Source organism: Curtobacterium sp. MMLR14_010, from assembly GCF_001865015.1.
Lineage (GTDB): Bacteria > Actinomycetota > Actinomycetes > Actinomycetales > Microbacteriaceae > Curtobacterium.
The window spans coordinates 191,304-207,543 of sequence record NZ_MJGV01000046.1; the positions used below are offsets into that span (position 1 = coordinate 191,304).

Here is a 16,240-nt window from a genome sequence, read left to right on the forward strand (position 1 = left end):
GGACGTCACCCGGGCCTCCCGTCCGTCCGCCAACAGGCGCGACGCGCGCGCCCTGCGGACATCGGGTGACGGTCCGCTCGCGTAGGGTTGGGGCATGCCCTCGGTTGTGCGCTTGTCAGACGTGTCCGTGGTCCGGAACGGGGCCACCATCCTCGACGCGGTCTCGTGGGAGGTGCAGGACGACGAGCGGTGGGTCGTGCTCGGTGCGAACGGCGCCGGCAAGACCACCCTGCTGCAGGTCGCGGGCGCGCAGAGCTTCCCGACCTCGGGTGAGGTCGAGGTCCTCGGGACCGAACTCGGCGGCGCCGACCTGTTCGAGCTCCGGCCCCGCATCGGCTTCGCGTCCACCGCACTTGCCCGTCGCATCCCGGTGACCGAGAAGGTCATCGACGTGGTCCTCACCGCCGCGTACTCGGTCACGGGTCGCTGGAACGAGGAGTACGAGGAGCTCGACGTCCGTCGCGCCCAGCGCGTGCTCGACGAGTGGGGCCTCGGGTCCTTCACCGACCGGACCTTCGGCGAGCTCAGCGACGGCGAGCAGAAGCGCGTGCAGATCGCCCGAGCGGTCATGACCGACCCGGAGATCCTGTTCCTCGACGAGCCGGCCGCGTCGCTCGACCTCGGCGCCCGCGAGAGCCTGGTGCGGACCCTCGGCGGGTACGCGCAGAGCTCGGACTCGCCGGCGATCGTCATCGTGACGCACCACGTCGAGGAGATCCCCGCCGGCTTCACGCACGCGCTGATCCTGTCCTCCGGCCACATCCAGGCCGCCGGCCCGATCGACGACGTCCTGACCGACGCCACGCTGAGCGAGGCCTTCGGCATCGCCCTGACCGTGACGAAGGACGCCGGACGCTTCACGGCGCGCGCCGCCTGACCCGGTTCGACGACGTGTCCTGCTCCCGCTCGGGCCTGCTGTCTGGTAACGTGGACGGCTGGCGTGAGCCGCAGACTTCCGGGGCGACCGCCCCGCTCTCAACACCGCTATCCACCCAAGGAATCACCTCATGAAGACCGAGACCCACCCCGAGTACCGCGCCATCGTCTTCCGCGACCTGGCCTCCGGTGAGACGTTCCTGACGCGATCGACCGCGAACAGCGACAAGACCATCGAGCTCGACGGTGCCACCTACCCGGTGATCGACGTCGAGATCTCGTCCGCGTCGCACCCGTTCTACACGGGCAAGCAGCGCATCCTCGACTCGGCCGGTCGCGTCGAGAAGTTCAACCAGCGCTTCAAGGGCTTCTCCAAGTAAGCAGCCCCACGCGTCACACGGGCGGTCCTCCTCCGGGAGGGCCGCCCGTTCGCGTTGGCGGCACACGTCTCCGCGATCGCGCCCCCACACGAACAATGCGCCCCCGCATGCAGGGGCGCATTGTTCGTTGCGGGGCGCGATGTGGTGTCTGTGCTCAGTCGGCGGTGCGGTGGGGCCAGCGGCCGTCGGCGATGAAGGACGGGTCGCGCTTCTTGCGCATGTAGTCCTGGAACGAGACGGCCTGGTCGGCGCACCAGGCGACCTGCTTGCGGTGGAGTTCCTCGGCCGAGACGGTGAGGTCGTCGGGGTACTTCAGCGCGATGGCCTGCGCGACACGGCCGGCAGCGATGGCGTCCGCGCCGGCGTCGTGGGCGTCGGAGAGGGTGACGCCGTAGGTCTCCGCGGCGGCCTCGAGCGTGCGCTTGCCCTTGCGGTAGGTGTCGAGCGCCTTGTCGATCACGAGCGGGTCGACGACGTTGCCGATGACGGGGGAGGCGATGCCGTGCCGCTTGGCCTCTCTGTCGAGCAGCGTGAGGTCGTACGGGGCGTTGTAGATCACCAGGGGGATGCCCCGGGCGAAGACGGCCTCGATCGCGAGGACGATCTCGGCGACGACCTCTCCTGCAGGACGGCCCTCGGCCTGGGCGCGCTCGGTGCTGATGCCGTGGACCGCGGAGGCCTGCTCGGGGATGGGCACGCCGGGGTCGGCGAGCCAGGCACCCTCGACGATGCTGCGCCCGGTCATGTCGATCAGGCCCACGTGGGCGGTGACGATCCGGGCGGTCTCGACGTCGATGCCGGTGGTCTCGAGGTCGAAGACGCCGAGTGCGTGCCACCAGGGACGAGCTGAGAGGTCCTGAGCGGTGGCCGGGGCGTCCAGCTCGGTTGCGGAGTACGTCACACCACGAGGCTAACCGGAGCGACCGACACCTCGACGCGACGCGCCCGCCGGGAGCGTGTGGGGCCTCCCGGCGGGCGTGGGGTGGGGACTACGCGGCGGGGGCCGCCGGCGCTGCCGGGACCTGCTGCGTCGGTGCGGCACCGACGTGCAGCCAGTAGAACGACTGCGTGCCGAGGGTCAGCGTGACCTTGCCCTCGTCGTCGAACGAGGGGAACGACGCGCCACCGAACAGGTCGTACAGCGGGCGTCCGGCGTACTCGGGAGCCGAGATCGTCGCCGTCGTGGCGTTGACCGCGAAGGAGAACACGCACAGGACGTCCTCGGCGGACGGGCCGAACTGCGTGCCGGCGCCCTCCCACGAGCGGACGAACGCCAGGACGCTCTCGTTGTCGGTCTGCTGCACGGCCAGGGAGCCCATGCCGAAGACCGGGTGGGCCTTCCGCACGTGGATGACGTTCCGCACCCAGTGCAGCAGCGAGCGGGACTGCGCGAGCTGGGCCTCGACGTTCACCTGCGCGTAGTTGTAGACGAGCGACTGGACGACGGGCAGGAAGAGCTTGCCCGGGTCGGCGCTGGAGAACCCGGCGTTGCGGTCCGGCGTCCACTGCATCGGCGTGCGCGAGGCGTCGCGGTCCGGCAGCCAGATGTTGTCGCCCATCCCGATCTCGTCGCCGTAGTACAGGAACGGCGAGCCGGGCAGCGAGAACAGCAGCGCATGGATGAGCTCGAGCTCGGCGCGGGAGTTGTCGAGCAGCGGCGCGAGACGACGGCGGATGCCGATGTTCGAGCGCATCCGCGGGTCGTAGCCGTACCAGCCGTACATCGCCTGGCGGTACTCCTCGCTGACCATCTCGAGGGTGAGCTCGTCGTGGTTGCGGAGGAACACGCCCCACGCGGCGCTCTCCGGCACGTCGAGCGTCTCGGAGAGGATCGCGGAGAGCTCCTTGGCGTGCTGGGCGCGGAGCGAGTAGAAGATGCGCGGCATCACCGGGAAGTCGAACGCCATGTGGCACTCGGGCTCCTCGTCGGTGCCGAAGAACGCGGCGGTCTCGCGGGGCCACTGGTTCGCCTCGGCGATGAGCACGCGGCCGGGGTACTCCTCGTCGACCATCTTGCGCATCTTCTTGATGAACTCGTGGGTCTCCGGCTCGCCCTCGCCGTTGCCCTCCTCGGACTCGAAGAGGTAGGGGATGGCGTCGAGTCGCAGGCCGTCGACACCGAGGTCCAGCCAGTGCCGGATGACGTCGTAGATGGCCTCGACGACCGCCGGGTTCTCGAAGTTCAGGTCGGGCTGGTGCGAGAAGAACCGGTGGAAGAAGAACTGGCGACGGACCGGGTCGAACGTCCAGTTCGACTCCTCGGTGTCGACGAAGATCACGCGGATGTTCTCGTAGTGCTCGTCGGTGTCGCGCCAGACGTAGAAGTCGCCGTACGGGCCGTCCGGGTCCTCGCGGGACTGCTGGAACCACTCGTGCTGGTCCGAGGTGTGGTTGATCACCATGTCGATGACGATGCGCATGTTGCGCTCGTGCGACTTCGTGACGAGCTCCCGGAACTCCTCGAGCGTGCCGAACTCCGGCAGGATCGCCTTGTAGTCGGAGATGTCGTAGCCGCCGTCGCGCAGGGGCGAGCGGAAGAACGGCGGGAGCCAGAGCGCGTCGACGCCGAGCCACTGCAGGTAGTCGAGGCGGCTGATCAGCCCCTGGAGGTCGCCCGTGCCGTCACCGTTCGAGTCCACGAAGGACCGGATCATGCACTCGTAGAACACGGAGCGCTTGTACCAGAGCGGATCGAGCGTCAGTCCGGGCAGCTGGATCGGGGCTGTGAAGGTCACCGTGCTCCTCGTCGTCAGAGACGGACCGGTTGGCACCAGGCCCGCCCCGGACACGATAGGCGGCTCCGGCCGAACGTGTTCCAGGGTCAGGGCGAACGGCAGTCCTAGACTGACGCGGATGCGATCGCCCGTCCTCTCCCCGTACCAGTCGCTGATGGCCTCGACCCCGGTCGTGCACCGTGCCGTCGAGGTCGACGGCCGGACCACGCACTACTGGGAGTACGGCCCGACCGACGCCACGCAGACCGTCCTCGCGGTGCACGGGTTCCGCGGGGACCACCACGGGCTCGAGTCGATCGCCGCACACCTGGTCGGCGTGCGGGTCATCGTGCCGGACCTGCCGGGCTTCGGCGTGTCGGACCCGCTGACCGTGTCCGACGTCGACGCGTACGTCGGGTGGCTCCGCGGCTTCCACGCCGCCCTCGGGCTCGACCGGAGCGCCGTCGTGCTCGGGCACTCGTTCGGCTCGATCGTGGTGTCGGCTGCGGTGGCCGCCGGACTCGACACCCGGCTCCTGGTCCTCGTGAACCCGATCGCGGCCCCGGCCCTGCAGGGTCCGCGCGCCGTGGGCACCGGCATCGCGATCGCGTACTACCGCGCCGGTGCTGCCCTGCCCCGGCCGCTCGGACTCGGGGTGCTCCGCAACCGGGCGGTCGTCCGCGCGATGAGCGTCGCGATGCTGAAGTCGCACGACCCCGACCTGCGCCGGTGGGTGCACGACCAGCACGACCGGTACTTCTCGGCGTTCGCGGACCGGACGAGCGTGCTCGAGGCCTTCCGGACGTCGGTCACCCACGACGTGTCCGAGTACGCGGACCGGATCACCGTCCCCGTGCTGCTCATCGCGGCCGAGCGCGACGACATCACCGCCGTGCCCGAGCAGCGCGCCCTGGCCGCCAGTCTCCCGGACGCCGAACTGGTCGTCATCCCGGGCGTCGGCCACCTGGTGCACTACGAGACGCCGGCCGCGGCGGCCGAGGCGACGCTGCGACGCATGGCGGACCCCGTGCGGAAGCCGGGCCGCGCTGCCAAGCCGGGTCGAGCCTCCAGGCCGGACCGGCGGAGCGCGTCGGACCGGGGGACCACGGCGGACCGGGGGACCACGTCGGACCCGGAGAGCGCGTCGTGACCCGCCTGCGGATCGGGATCGACTGCCGGTACGTCCGCATCGGACGCCACGACGGCATCAGCCGGTTCACCGCCGGGATCGCCGCGCACCTGCCGGACCGCCACGACGCCGTGCTGCTGGTCAACGACGAGCGGCAGCTGGCCCCGTTGCCACAGCACCTGCCGTGGGAGCTCGTGCCGGCGCCGACCGAGCCGGGCGAACCGCTCGTCGCCCGACGGGTGAACCGACTCGGGCTCGACGCCGTCTTCTCGCCCATGCAGACGATGGGCTCGCGCGGACGGTCCTACGCCCTCGTGTTGACCCTGCACGACCTCATCTACTACCGGAACCGCACGCCCCCGCGTGAGTTCTCGTGGCCGCTCCGACTGGGCTGGCGGGCCTTCCACCTGGCGTGGTGGCCACAGCGGATGCTGCTGAACGGCGCCGACGGTGTCGTGACGGTCTCCGAGACGACGGCGGGGCTGATCGCGGACCACCGCCTGACGAAGCGGCCCGTCACCGTGGCGTACAACGCAGCCGACCCGGCGGCGCCGCGGCCGGCCGGGGGAGCGCGGACGAAGTCGCTCGTCTACATGGGGTCGTTCATGCCGTACAAGAACGTCGAGACGCTCGCGGCGGCGCTGCCGCTCCTCGGCGCGGACTGGACGCTGCACTGCATGTCGCGCGTGTCGGAGGCCGACCGGACGCGGCTCGAGGCACTCGCGCCGGCCGGGGCGGTCGTGTTCCACGACGGGGCCTCGGACGAGGAGTACCTCGATGCGCTGCGGTCTGCGACGGCGCTCGTCACGGCGTCCCACGACGAGGGCTTCGGGATCCCGCTCGTCGAGGCGATGGGCGTCGGCACCCCCGTCGCGGTGAGCGACATCCCGATCTTCCGAGAGATCGGCGGCGACGTGGCGGAGTACTTCGACCCGGACTCGCCTTCCGCCGTGGCGGCTGCCGTGCGTCGGCTCGACGGGCGGTGGGACGAGGCGTCGGCCGCGTCGCTCGACCGTGCGGCGCGGTTCCGCTGGGCGGACTCGGCCGAGCAGGTCGTGCGGGCCGTCGAGCGTGCCGTGGCGGACCGGCGGGGCTGAGACGGGCTACCGGTCAGACGCTGCCCGGTACCGCCGTCAGGACGGTGGCCCCCGGGAACTCCTTGAGCACGATCTTCTGCGCCGCGTCGGCCACCGCAGCGAGTCCGACGCCGGTGCCGGCGGTCTCGACGATCACCCGCTGCTCCTTGGCGTCGTCGGAGCGCGCGCCGCCCTCGTGGTCCGTGTCCCAGACGCAGTGCACGCGGAGCACGCCGCCGATCGCCTTGACGTCCTCGGCCACGGCGAGCCGCTCCGCGCTGACATCGGCGGACTCGGACACGCCGACGACGACGTCGCCGAAGTCGGTGACCGCGTACACGTGGACGCCGGTGCCGCTGGACGAGGCCGCAGCGCCGCTGACCTGCCGGACCAGCTCGGCGCGGCGGGCGTGGCTGAGGTCCTCGTCGGCGCGCAGGGCGGTGACGACATCGTAGCTGATGAGCGAGGTCTTCGTGGGCTCCGCGGTCTTCGCCGACGCGATACCCGAGACGTCGCGGACGTCCGCCGTGAACTGCGCGGCGCTCCGTTCCGGTCGGGGGACGATCCCGCCGACGCCGTTCTGCACGCTGGACACGATGAGGCCCAGGACCACGACGATGACCACGGCTGCGACGACGACCCCGACGACGAGCAGGGACCACGACCGGACCCGCTGCGGGCCGCTCCGCGTGGCGACGGCGCCGGTCTCCGTCCCGAAGGCGCGGTCGAGGTCGTCGTCGTCCTGTGTCGTGGCGCCCGTCGGCTGCTCGCGCTGCCAACCGGTGCCACCCGGACCCTCGATCGTCATGTCACCCCCGGTGTCGCACGCGGCACGGACGTCGTGTCGTCGAGTGCTTCAGGATCGTAGTCTGGCTGCCCGAGCGGACACGCCAGCGCCGGACAACGATCGCGCAACGACCGCTCCGGGCGACCCGGGCGCCGTGCGGTTCAGTTCCGCTGCTCGAGCGGGTTCTGCTCGTCGAACGCCTCGGACTCCGGCGCTTCCGGCAGCTCCTCGACCGGGTCGTCGAAGCGGACGAGCTCCGCGTGGAAGCGCTCCGGGTCCCAGCGGAACGAGTGGATCGAGCCGTTCCGGATCGGCGTGTGTCGGCGGTCGGCGGTGCCGGGTGCGGCGGCGTTCACCACGCTGCGGATGACGGCACCGTGGGTCGCGACGACGATGACCCCGCCGTCGAACCGCACCGCGATCTCCCCGAGGGTCTCCGTGACGCGGGCGAGCAGCGCCGACTTCGACTCCCGGCCGGGGATGGCGTCGTGCGGGTACTGCGCCAGGACCTCGTCGTCCGTCAGCCCCTCGGCATCGCCGTAGGCCCGCTCGGCCAGCCCCGGGTAGGCCGTGGGAACCGGGAGCCCGAGCCGTTCGGCGATGACCGACCCGGTCTCGAAGGCCCGCGAGAGCGGCGAGGCGACGACCGCGTCGAACGAGCGCCGTGCGAGCAGCTCCGCGGCGGCGCGTGCCTGCTGGCGTCCGGTGTCGTTGAGCGGGATGTCGGTCGAGCCCTGGATGCGGCGCTCGGCGTTCCAGTCGGTCTCGCCGTGCCGGACGAGGTACAGGTGGGTCGTCACCCCACGATCATGACAGAGCAGCCCGACGGGCCCGTCAGCCCGCCAGCGGCCCCGCCAGGGCGCGAGCCGCTCGGTCAGCCCGCCAGCCCCTGCCAGGGGCTCAGCCCGCCAGCCGCTCCGCCAGGGCGACCAGCGTCTCCGTGGTGCCGCCCTCGATCTTCACGGCGGCTCGGCGGTCGCTGCGGGTGGCACCGCGGTTCACGATCACGACGGGGTGCTTCCGCCGGGCCGCGTGGTCGACGAGCCGCACGCCGGAGTTCACCGTGAGCGAGGACCCGACGACGAGCAGAGCGTCCGCGTCGGCCACGATCGACACCGACTCGGTGAACTTCTCCGTGGGGACGAACTCGCCGAAGAACACGACGTCCGGCTTCAGCACGCCACCGCAGACCGAGCAGCCCGGCACGACGAAGCGCTCGACGTCGGTGATCTCCACGTCGCCGTCCGGCTGGAGCTGCACGGACCCGGGTTCGTCGATCCAGGGGTTCAGGCCGTCGATGGTCGCGGCGAGGTCGGCGCGGGCGAAGACCTGCCCGCACGTCAGGCAGAGGGCGCGGTCCATCGACCCGTGGATCTCCACGACCCGACGTGAGCCGGCGCGGAGGTGCAGGCCGTCGACGTTCTGGGTGATGACCCCGGTGACGACCCCGCGGTCCTCGAGCGTGGCGAGGGCACGGTGGCCGTCGTTCGGCCGGGCGGCGGCGAAGGTGCGCCAGCCGAGGTGCGACCCGGCCCAGTAGCGCTGGCGCTTGCTCGGGTCGGCCAGGAACTCCTGGAACGTCATCGGCTTGCGCACGACGCGGCCAGCGCCGCGGTAGTCGGGGATGCCGGAGTCGGTGCTGAGCCCGGCCCCGGACAGCACGGCGATCCGCTTGCCCGCCAGCAGCGCAGCGGCCTGGTCGAGGTCGGTGCTCGTCGCGTCGCTCGTCGCCATCAGGTTCACGGTACCCTCAACAGCCGACCGGCCCCGTCACTTCCCGTCCGCGGCGGCACGGTCGTCAGCCCCCGCAGACCGACCGCCGCCCGACCGGAACGAGACCCGTGCACCCCGTCCGCATCGACACCCTCGACGATCCCCGCCTCGACGACTTCGCCCGGCTGACGGACGTCGCGCTCCGCCGGGTGAGCGAACCCGAGGGCGGCCTGTACATCGCCGAGTCGAGCACGGTCATCGAGCGGGCGATCCGCGCCGGACACGTCCCGCGGAGCGTCCTGGTGCAGGAGAAGTGGCTCGACGACGTGCTGCCCCTCGTCACCGAGCACGACGGGCCCGTCTTCGTCGGGCCGGACGCGCTGCTCGAGGAGCTCACCGGCTTCCGGATGCACCGCGGCGCGATCGCCTCGATGCAGCGCCCCGAGCTGCCCACCGTCGCCGACGTCGTCCGGGACGCCCGCCTGGTCGTCGTGCTCGAGGACATCGTCGACCACACCAACGTCGGGGCGGTCTTCCGCAGCGTCGCCGGCCTCGGCGCGGACGCCGTGCTCGTCAGCCCGCGGTGCGCCGACCCGCTGTACCGGCGGAGCGTCCGGGTCAGCATGGGCACCGTCCTGCAGGTGCCGTGGACCCGCATCGGCGACTGGCCGGCCGCCGGCGAGGAACTGCGGGACCAGGGCTTCCACCTCGCCGCGATGGCGCTGACCGACCGCTCCGTCGACCTGGACGTCTTCGCCGCGGACGTCCCGGAGCGCGTCGCGCTCGTGATGGGCACCGAGGGCCAGGGCCTGACGCCGGCGGCCATCGCAGCCGCCGACACGACCGTGCGGATCCCGATGCACCACGGCGTGGACTCGTTGAACGTCGCCGCAGCGAGCGCCGTCGGCCTCTGGGCGGTCGCCGCCGCCCAGCGCGCCCGGTCCTGAGCAGGTCGACTCCCGTCCGGCTGTCCCCACCGACCACCCCGCCGGGAGGCTCGCCCCGCGTTCTCCACAGCCCGGCGGTTCCCCAGATGGCCGGTCGGGACCGCCGGTACGCTCGGCTGTCGTGTCCCGTGTCGTCCGCCGCCCCCGCTCCGCCGTCCGCCGGCCGGTGACGATCGCCGTCGTCGCCGTGCTGCTGCTGGCCGTCGCCTACCTCGTGGCCGCTGCCCTGGTGCCGTTCTCCCCGGCGAGCGCGACGACCACCCGGTACGCCGCCCCGACCTCGACGGTGCCGGCCCTGGACTTCCCGGGCTACGGCGCCACGGCGGTCGAGGCCACCGACTTCCCGGAGAGCCTGCGGACGAGCGGGGACGAGCAGCGTCGGTCCATCGCCAGCATCTCGAAGGTCGTGACCGCGCTGGTGGTCCTCGACGTCAAGCCCCTGCGCCCAGGACAGGACGGCCCGACGATCGCCTTCACGCCGGAGATGCAGGGCCTGTACGCCAAGTACCTCGCGGTCAACGGCGAGGTCGCCCCGATGCCGGCGGGCCTCCGGCTGTCGGAGCACCAGACGCTGCAGGTCATGCTGATGAAGTCGGCGAACAACTACGCGGGTGCGCTCGCGATCTGGGCGTTCGGCTCGCTCGACGCCTACCAGGACGCTGCCGCCGAGTGGCTCAAGGAGCACGACCTCGACCACACCACGATCGAGGAACCCACCGGGCTCGACGCCGACAACCGGTCGACGGCGACCGACCTGGTGGACCTCGGGCAGCTCGCGCTCGCGAACCCGGTGGTGAAGCAGGTCGTGGGCACGAAGACGGTCTCGATCCCGGACGTCGGCGACATCGAGAACTCGAACAAGCTCCTGGGGATCGACGGGGTGGAGGGCATCAAGACCGGCACCCTCGACGAGGCCGGTGCATGCCTGCTGTTCGCGGCGCAGTACGAGCGTGGCGGCCGCACGGTGACGGTCGTGGGGGCGATGCTCGGCGGCGTCGACCACGACACGCTCGACGGCGACGTGCAACGCCTGCTGCACTCGGCCGCGGACGGCTTCCACGTCGTGACGCTGGCGCATGGTGGGCAGTCCTTCGGGACCTTCTCGACCCCGTGGAAGGACGAGACCGACGCCGTGACCAGGTCGGGTGCGCAGGTGTTGGTGTGGGGCAGGGCGACCGTGCGGGCGACGACGAAGCTCGACACCGTCACCCTCGGGACGAAGGGGGAGCGGGTCGGTCGGGTCCGCTTCGACGTCTCGGACCACGAGCCGGTGACGGTGCCGCTCGTCCTCGAGGACGACATCCAGGACCCCGGCGTGTGGTGGCGCTGGACGAACCCGTTCCAGGGCACGTCCACCGACGCCGCCTAGGGCCGGTCGCGACCGCCGAACGGCTGGAGCTCCGGCCGCTTCGGGGTGATGCCGTCGCCGGACGAGGTGTGCCGGATCCGCCGGACGACCCACGGCACCAGGTACTCCCGCGCCCAGCCGAGGTCCTCCGCGCGGGCCTCGCGCCAGGGCCGGGCGGCGAGCGGTTCGGGGGTGAAGGGCTCGAGCTCGTGGTCGACGTCGAGCGTGTCGAGCACGGCGGCCGCGATCGTGGCGTGGCCGACGGGGGAGTGGTGCAGGCGGTCCGGGGCCCACATGCGCGGGTCCCGCAGCACGCGGAGCGCCCACATGTCGGCCACGAGCGCGCCGTGCTTCAGGGCGATCGCGTGGATGTGCTCGTTGTAGATCGCCGCCTTGCCGCGGACCAGTCCGAGGACCGGGGTCATGCCGACGTCGGGTCCGGTGAACACCACGACCGTCGCGCCGTCGCGGCGGAGGTCGGCGACGAGCCGGTCGAAGCGAGCGGCGACCTCGTCCGGGTCCGAGCCCGGGCGGATGATGTCGTTGCCGCCGGCGGACACGGTGACCAGGTCGGGGCCGAGGGCGAGCGCGGACTCGACCTGCTCGTCGATGACCTGCTGGAGCAGCCGCCCGCGGACCGCGAGGTTGGCGTACGCGAAGTCGTCCGTCCGGCCCGCGAGGACCTCGGCGACACGGTCGGCCCAGCCGCGGTTCCCGCCCGGCGCCCCGGGGTCGGGGTCACCGAGCCCCTCGGTGAACGAGTCACCGATCGCGACGTACCTGGACCAGGGATGACGATCTGACACGCATCGGACCATAGTCTCGTGCCATGACCGAGGCCAACCCGACCGGCAAGCGCCGGCCATGGACCGTCCCCGAGGACCTGCTCGTCCGCATCGCGGAGCGGGCGCCGCGGTACGACGCCGAGAACGTCTTCGCCGCCGAGGACCTGGACGAGCTCCGGGCGGCCGGCTACCTGCGCATCGGGGTGCCGATCGCGGACGGCGGCAGCGGCCTCGGGCTGCGCGCGACCGCGGCCGTGCAGCGCCGCCTCGCCCGGGCCGCACCGGCGACGGCGCTCGGGCTCGGGATGCACCAGGTGTGGGTGCAGGCGGCCCGCGGCGTGTCCGCGCGAGGCGAGTCGTTCCTCCAGTCCGTCACGACCCACGCCGCGGCGGACCGCCTGCTGGCCTTCGGGGTGAGCGAACCCGGCAACGACCGGGTGCTCTTCGACTCGCTGACGGACGCGGTGCCGGACGGCGACGGCGGCTACCGCTTCACCGGGACGAAGGTATCCACGTCGCTCGCACCGGCGTGGGACGTGCTCAGCGTCTTCGGCAAGGACGTCAGCGGGGCCGAGCCGCGGCTGGTGCACGGCTTCGCGCTGCGGTCCGACGGCCAGATCCGACACCTCGACGACTGGGACACCTTCGGCATGCGGGCGACACAGAGCCGGACGACCCTGCTCGAGGGCGTGCACGTGCCAGCGGACCGGATCGTGCGGTCGCTGCCCGTCGGCCCGACGGCCGACCCGCTGGTCTTCGGGGTGTTCGCGGCCTTCGAGCTCCTCGTCGCGTCCGTGTACGTCGGCATCGCCGAGCGGGCGGTCGAGCTCACGGTGGCACACGTCCGCGACCGGCACGGGCTGGACGGCCGGGCACGCGCCGACGACCCAGACGTGCGGCGCGCGGTGGCGGACATGCAGGGAGCGGTCGACGCCGTCGCGCTGCAGGTCGACGCGCTCGCGCGGGACGTCGACGAGCTCGAGGACCACGGATCACGGTGGTTCCCCCTGCTCGTCGGGACGAAGGCGCGGACGGTCGACACCGCGCAGCACGTGGTGGACGAGGCGATGCGGGTCGTCGGCGGCGGGGCGTTCCGGGCGACGAGCGAGCTCGCCCGCCTGGCCAGGGACGTCCGCGCGGGGCAGTACCACCCGTCGACCAGGGACTCGGCGGCCAGGACGATCGCGGCCGCGGTGCTCGGGCCGGTCGCGGCGCCGATGTCGGCGGCCGGTGGCACCATCTCCTCGTGAGCAAGCAGGACGGACGCAACCGGCTCGTCTCCGACCAGCCGGTCGCAGACGTCACCGCGACGGTGCTGCACGTCGACATGGACGCCTTCTTCGCGTCCGTCGAGCTGCTGGACCGCCCGGACCTCGTCGGCCTGCCCGTGATCGTCGGGCACGACTCCGACCGCTCGGTCGTCACCGCCGCCACCTACGAAGCCCGCAAGTACGGCATCAACTCCGCGATGCCCATGGCGGTCGCCCGGCGCCGATGCCCAGCCGCGGTGATCGTCGAGCCGCACTTCGAGAAGTACCAGGCCAAGTCCCGCGCCGTGATGCGGGTGTTCGAGCAGTTCACCCCGCAGGTCGAGCGCCTCGGCATCGACGAGGCCTTCCTCGACGTCGCCGGCGCGCTGCGGCTGTACGGCACGCCGTGGGAGATCGGCCAGGCCATCCGCCGTGCCGTGTTCGCCGAGACCGGGCTGCACTGCTCCGTCGGCGCCGCGTCGACCAAGTTCGTGGCGAAGCTCGCCTCCAGCCGGTCCAAGCCCGACGGGCTCCTCGTCGTGCCCGCCGCCGACACGGTGGCGTTCCTGCACCCGCAGCCGGTGTCCGCGCTCTGGGGCGTCGGCGGCAAGACGCAGGAGACCCTCGAGAACCGCGGCCTGCGCACGGTCGGCGATCTCGCGACGACACCACTCGGGTCGCTCGTGTCGCTGCTCGGCCCCGCCGGTGGACAGCGCCTGCACGACCTCGCCTGGGGGCGCGACCCCCGCCGGGTCGACACCGCCGTCGGCGAGAAGTCCATCGGGCACGAGGTCACCTTCGGCACGGACCTGACCGACCGTGACGCCGTCGCGCGGGAACTCCTGCGCCTGTCGGAGAAGGTCGCCGTCCGGATGCGCCGCGCCGACGTGCAGGCCAGGACCCTCGCGCTCAAGGTCCGGTACACCGACTTCACCACACTGACCCGGTCCCGCACGCTGGCCGAGCCGACCGACGTCGCACGCCGCATCCACCGCGAGGCCGTCGAGCTCTACGACGTGCTGCACAAGCCGGGCAACCGCATCCGGCTCATCGGCGTCCGCGGGGAGAACCTCGTGCCGACCGCGGCGAGCAACGCCCTGTGGGATGACGACGCGCCGTGGCGGGACACCGAGACGACCGTCGACGCCGTCACCGCCCGCTTCGGTGCCGGCGTGCTGCGACCGGCATCGCTCGTGCGCGGGGCTCCCCAGCAGCGCCCGCCCCATGCTCGGCAGGACATCGGGTGACGGTAGAATCGCCTGAAGTGAGCGCAGCGGAGTACGACGACCAGCAGCCCGCCGCACCCGGCGGTGTCCGAGCCGACGACGCCGGTGCCGGCCGGGCGGGCCAACCCCGTACCGGGGCGGACGGGCACGGCGGCCAGACCGTCGAGCTCGACCTCGCGCCGGCCGAACTGGCGGAGATCGCGGGCAACGCAGCGGCCGAGCACCTGTCCCCGGCCTTCCCCGACCGTGCGGCGTGGGGCACGGCGTCGAAGCTCCGCGCCTGGCAGGTCGAAGCCCTCACGAAGTACTTCGAGTCCGAGCCGCGCGACTTCCTCGCCGCCGCCACCCCCGGCGCCGGCAAGACCACGTTCGCGCTCCGACTCGCCACCGAGCTCCTGGCCCGCGGCACCGTCGACCGCATCGTGGTCGTCGCCCCGACCGAGCACCTGAAGCGACAGTGGGCCGACGCCGCCGACCGCGTGAACATCCGCATCGACCCGATGTTCAAGAACGGCGACGGCATGTTCGGCCGGCACTACCAGGGCGTCGCGATCACGTACGCCCAGGTCGGCATGAACCCCGAGGTCCACAAGCGCATCACCGAGGGTGGTCGCACCCTCGTCGTGCTCGACGAGGTCCACCACGGCGGCGACGCCCTGACCTGGGGCGACGGCATCAGGGAAGCGTTCAGCGGTGCCACCCGCCGCCTGTCGCTGTCCGGCACGCCCTTCCGCTCCGACACCGCGCCGATCCCGTTCGTGCAGTACGCGCCCGACGAGCAGGGCATCCGCACGTCGATCTCCGACTACAACTACGGGTACGGCCGCGCCCTCGCCGACGGCGTCGTCCGGCCGGTGCTGTTCATGGCCTACGCCGGACAGATGCGCTGGAAGACCCGCATGGGCGACGAGATGTCGGCGTCCCTCGGCGAGCAGGTCACGAAGGACATCACCGCCCAGGCCTGGCGCACGGCGCTCTCGCCCGAGGGCGAGTGGATGCCGGCCGTGCTCCAGGCCGCCGACACGCGCCTGACCGAGGTCCGGCGCGGGGTCCCCGACGCCGGCGGGCTCGTCATCGCCACCGACACCACGACCGCGCGGGCCTACGCCAGGATCCTGCAGCAGATCACGGGGGAGCGGCCGACGGTCGTGCTCTCCGACGAGGCCGCCGGGTCGAGCCGCATCGGCGCGTTCGCCGCAGACACCTCCCGGTGGATGGTCGCGGTCCGCATGGTGTCGGAAGGCGTCGACGTGCCCCGGCTCTGCGTCGGCGTGTACGCCACGAGCGCCAGCACGCCGCTGTTCTTCGCCCAGGTGATCGGCCGCTTCGTGCGTGCCCGTCGTCGGGGTGAGACCGCCTCGGTGTTCCTGCCCAGCGTGCCGGGGCTGATGGCCCTCGCCGCGACCCTCGAGCTCGAGCGCGACCACGCCCTCGACCGCCCGAAGGACGCCGAGGACGGGATGTACAACCCCGAGGACGCCATGGTCGCCGAGGCCAACAAGGAGGACCGCGCCTCCGAGAGCCTGCTCGACATGCAGCCGTTCGAGGCCCTCGACTCCCAGGCGTCCTTCGACCGGGTCCTCTACGACGGCGGCGAGTTCGGTACCGGCGGTGAGATCGGCTCGCTCGAGGAGCTCGACTTCATCGGCATCCCCGGGCTGCTCGAACCCGACCAGGTGCGCGACCTGCTCCGCGCCCGCCAGGCCACCCAGGCGAAGCGGTCGAAGGGCCGCGCGGTGAAGGACGGCACGCCGAAGGCACCCGAGCCCGACCGCCCGATGTACATGACGATCAAGGAGCAGCGCTCCGAGCTGCAGCGCCTCGTGTCGATCTGGTCCAGGCACTCGAACGAGCCGCACGGGTCGATCCACGCCGAGCTGCGTCGCATCAGCGGTGGTCCGGCCGTGGCACAGGCGAGCATCGAGCAGATCCAGAAGCGGATCGACATCCTCCGGTCTCGCATCGGCGGCCGACGGTGACCGCGTCAGTCACCGCGCCCGCACCCGCGC

The 16,240-nt window shown here is 72.1% G+C and carries 15 protein-coding genes; 9 read left to right on the forward strand and 6 right to left on the reverse strand.

Annotation, left to right across the window (positions count from 1 at the left end):
* Window positions 1-94 precede the first annotated feature (94 nt).
* Window positions 95-877: an ABC transporter ATP-binding protein gene (locus tag BIU98_RS09405; RefSeq protein ID WP_071275270.1), complete on the forward strand. Its 783-nt coding sequence runs from the start codon at window positions 95-97 to the stop codon at window positions 875-877.
* 130 nt (window positions 878-1,007) lie between these two features.
* Window positions 1,008-1,256, forward strand: a complete 249-nt coding sequence (locus tag BIU98_RS09410) for a type B 50S ribosomal protein L31 (RefSeq protein WP_071275272.1) — start codon at window positions 1,008-1,010, stop codon at window positions 1,254-1,256.
* Between the two features lie 154 nt (window positions 1,257-1,410).
* On the opposite strand, the gene BIU98_RS09415 is transcribed toward BIU98_RS09410, so the two are convergent.
* Both BIU98_RS09415 and treS read right to left on the reverse strand, forming a co-directional pair.
* The gene (locus BIU98_RS09415) at window positions 1,411-2,157 is read right to left on the reverse strand and encodes an exonuclease domain-containing protein (RefSeq protein ID WP_083393136.1); all 747 of its coding nucleotides are present in this window, start codon (window positions 2,155-2,157) and stop codon (window positions 1,411-1,413) included.
* Window positions 2,158-2,245: 88 nt separating this feature from the next.
* On the reverse strand, window positions 2,246-3,991 hold the full coding sequence (gene treS / locus BIU98_RS09420) for a maltose alpha-D-glucosyltransferase (RefSeq protein ID WP_071275274.1): 1,746 nt from the start codon (window positions 3,989-3,991) through the stop codon (window positions 2,246-2,248).
* Window positions 3,992-4,109: 118 nt separating this feature from the next.
* On the opposite strand from treS, the gene BIU98_RS09425 reads away from it, so the two are divergent.
* Together BIU98_RS09425 and BIU98_RS09430 are read left to right on the forward strand one after the other, a co-directional pair.
* Window positions 4,110-5,120: an alpha/beta fold hydrolase gene (locus BIU98_RS09425; RefSeq protein WP_071275276.1), complete on the forward strand. Its 1,011-nt coding sequence runs from the start codon at window positions 4,110-4,112 to the stop codon at window positions 5,118-5,120.
* Window positions 5,121-5,125: 5 nt separating this feature from the next.
* On the forward strand, window positions 5,126-6,196 hold the full coding sequence (locus BIU98_RS09430) for a glycosyltransferase family 1 protein (protein ID WP_071276398.1): 1,071 nt from the start codon (window positions 5,126-5,128) through the stop codon (window positions 6,194-6,196).
* Window positions 6,197-6,209: 13 nt separating this feature from the next.
* Here the strand turns inward: BIU98_RS09430 and BIU98_RS09435 are convergent, their stop codons facing one another.
* From BIU98_RS09435 to BIU98_RS09445, 3 genes are all read right to left on the reverse strand, one after another.
* Window positions 6,210-6,983 (reverse strand): hypothetical protein, encoded by a 774-nt coding sequence (locus BIU98_RS09435; RefSeq protein WP_071275278.1) that lies wholly within the window; start codon window positions 6,981-6,983, stop codon window positions 6,210-6,212.
* 140 nt (window positions 6,984-7,123) lie between these two features.
* Window positions 7,124-7,762 (reverse strand): histidine phosphatase family protein, encoded by a 639-nt coding sequence (locus tag BIU98_RS09440; RefSeq protein WP_071275280.1) that lies wholly within the window; start codon window positions 7,760-7,762, stop codon window positions 7,124-7,126.
* A gap of 100 nt (window positions 7,763-7,862) precedes the next feature.
* Window positions 7,863-8,696 (reverse strand): Sir2 family NAD-dependent protein deacetylase, encoded by an 834-nt coding sequence (locus tag BIU98_RS09445; RefSeq protein WP_071275282.1) that lies wholly within the window; start codon window positions 8,694-8,696, stop codon window positions 7,863-7,865.
* 107 nt (window positions 8,697-8,803) lie between these two features.
* On the opposite strand from BIU98_RS09445, the gene BIU98_RS09450 reads away from it, so the two are divergent.
* Both BIU98_RS09450 and BIU98_RS09455 read left to right on the forward strand, forming a co-directional pair.
* Window positions 8,804-9,622, forward strand: a complete 819-nt coding sequence (locus BIU98_RS09450) for an RNA methyltransferase (protein WP_071275284.1) — start codon at window positions 8,804-8,806, stop codon at window positions 9,620-9,622.
* Window positions 9,623-9,743: 121 nt separating this feature from the next.
* A complete protein-coding gene (locus tag BIU98_RS09455; protein WP_083393137.1) occupies window positions 9,744-10,991 on the forward strand; it encodes a D-alanyl-D-alanine carboxypeptidase family protein in 1,248 nt (415 codons plus the stop codon).
* Here the strand turns inward: BIU98_RS09455 and BIU98_RS09460 are convergent.
* Window positions 10,988-11,776, reverse strand: a complete 789-nt coding sequence (locus BIU98_RS09460; protein ID WP_071275286.1) for an SGNH/GDSL hydrolase family protein — start codon at window positions 11,774-11,776, stop codon at window positions 10,988-10,990. The two genes, BIU98_RS09455 and BIU98_RS09460, sit on opposite strands and share 4 nt — an antisense overlap.
* A gap of 23 nt (window positions 11,777-11,799) precedes the next feature.
* On the opposite strand from BIU98_RS09460, the gene BIU98_RS09465 reads away from it, so the two are divergent.
* The 3 genes from BIU98_RS09465 (at window position 11,800) to BIU98_RS09475 (ending at window position 16,210) form a co-directional block, all read left to right on the forward strand.
* The gene (locus tag BIU98_RS09465; protein WP_071275288.1) at window positions 11,800-13,005 is read left to right on the forward strand and encodes an acyl-CoA dehydrogenase family protein; all 1,206 of its coding nucleotides are present in this window, start codon (window positions 11,800-11,802) and stop codon (window positions 13,003-13,005) included.
* Entirely contained in the window at window positions 13,002-14,252 is a 1,251-nt protein-coding gene (gene dinB, locus BIU98_RS09470) for a DNA polymerase IV (protein ID WP_071275290.1), read from the forward strand. The genes BIU98_RS09465 and dinB overlap by 4 nt, the downstream gene beginning before the upstream one ends.
* Before the next feature lie 167 nt (window positions 14,253-14,419).
* Window positions 14,420-16,210, forward strand: coding sequence for a DEAD/DEAH box helicase (locus BIU98_RS09475; protein WP_071276402.1), 1,791 nt, complete (start codon window positions 14,420-14,422; stop codon window positions 16,208-16,210).
* The last annotated feature ends 30 nt before the right edge of the window (window positions 16,211-16,240 follow it).

Bases quoted from the DNA above. Each gene is read 5' to 3' on its own strand.
- BIU98_RS09405 (WP_071275270.1), top strand. From the start codon at position 95: ATGCCCTCGGTTGTGCGCTTGTCAGACGTGTCCGTGGTCCGGAACGGG.
- BIU98_RS09410 (WP_071275272.1), top strand. From the start codon at position 1,008: ATGAAGACCGAGACCCACCCCGAGTACCGCGCCATCGTCTTCCGCGAC.
- BIU98_RS09425 (WP_071275276.1), top strand. From the start codon at position 4,110: ATGCGATCGCCCGTCCTCTCCCCGTACCAGTCGCTGATGGCCTCGACC.
- BIU98_RS09435 (WP_071275278.1), bottom strand. From the start codon at position 6,983: ATGACGATCGAGGGTCCGGGTGGCACCGGTTGGCAGCGCGAGCAGCCG.
- BIU98_RS09445 (WP_071275282.1), bottom strand. From the start codon at position 8,696: ATGGCGACGAGCGACGCGACGAGCACCGACCTCGACCAGGCCGCTGCG.
- BIU98_RS09465 (WP_071275288.1), top strand. From the start codon at position 11,800: ATGACCGAGGCCAACCCGACCGGCAAGCGCCGGCCATGGACCGTCCCC.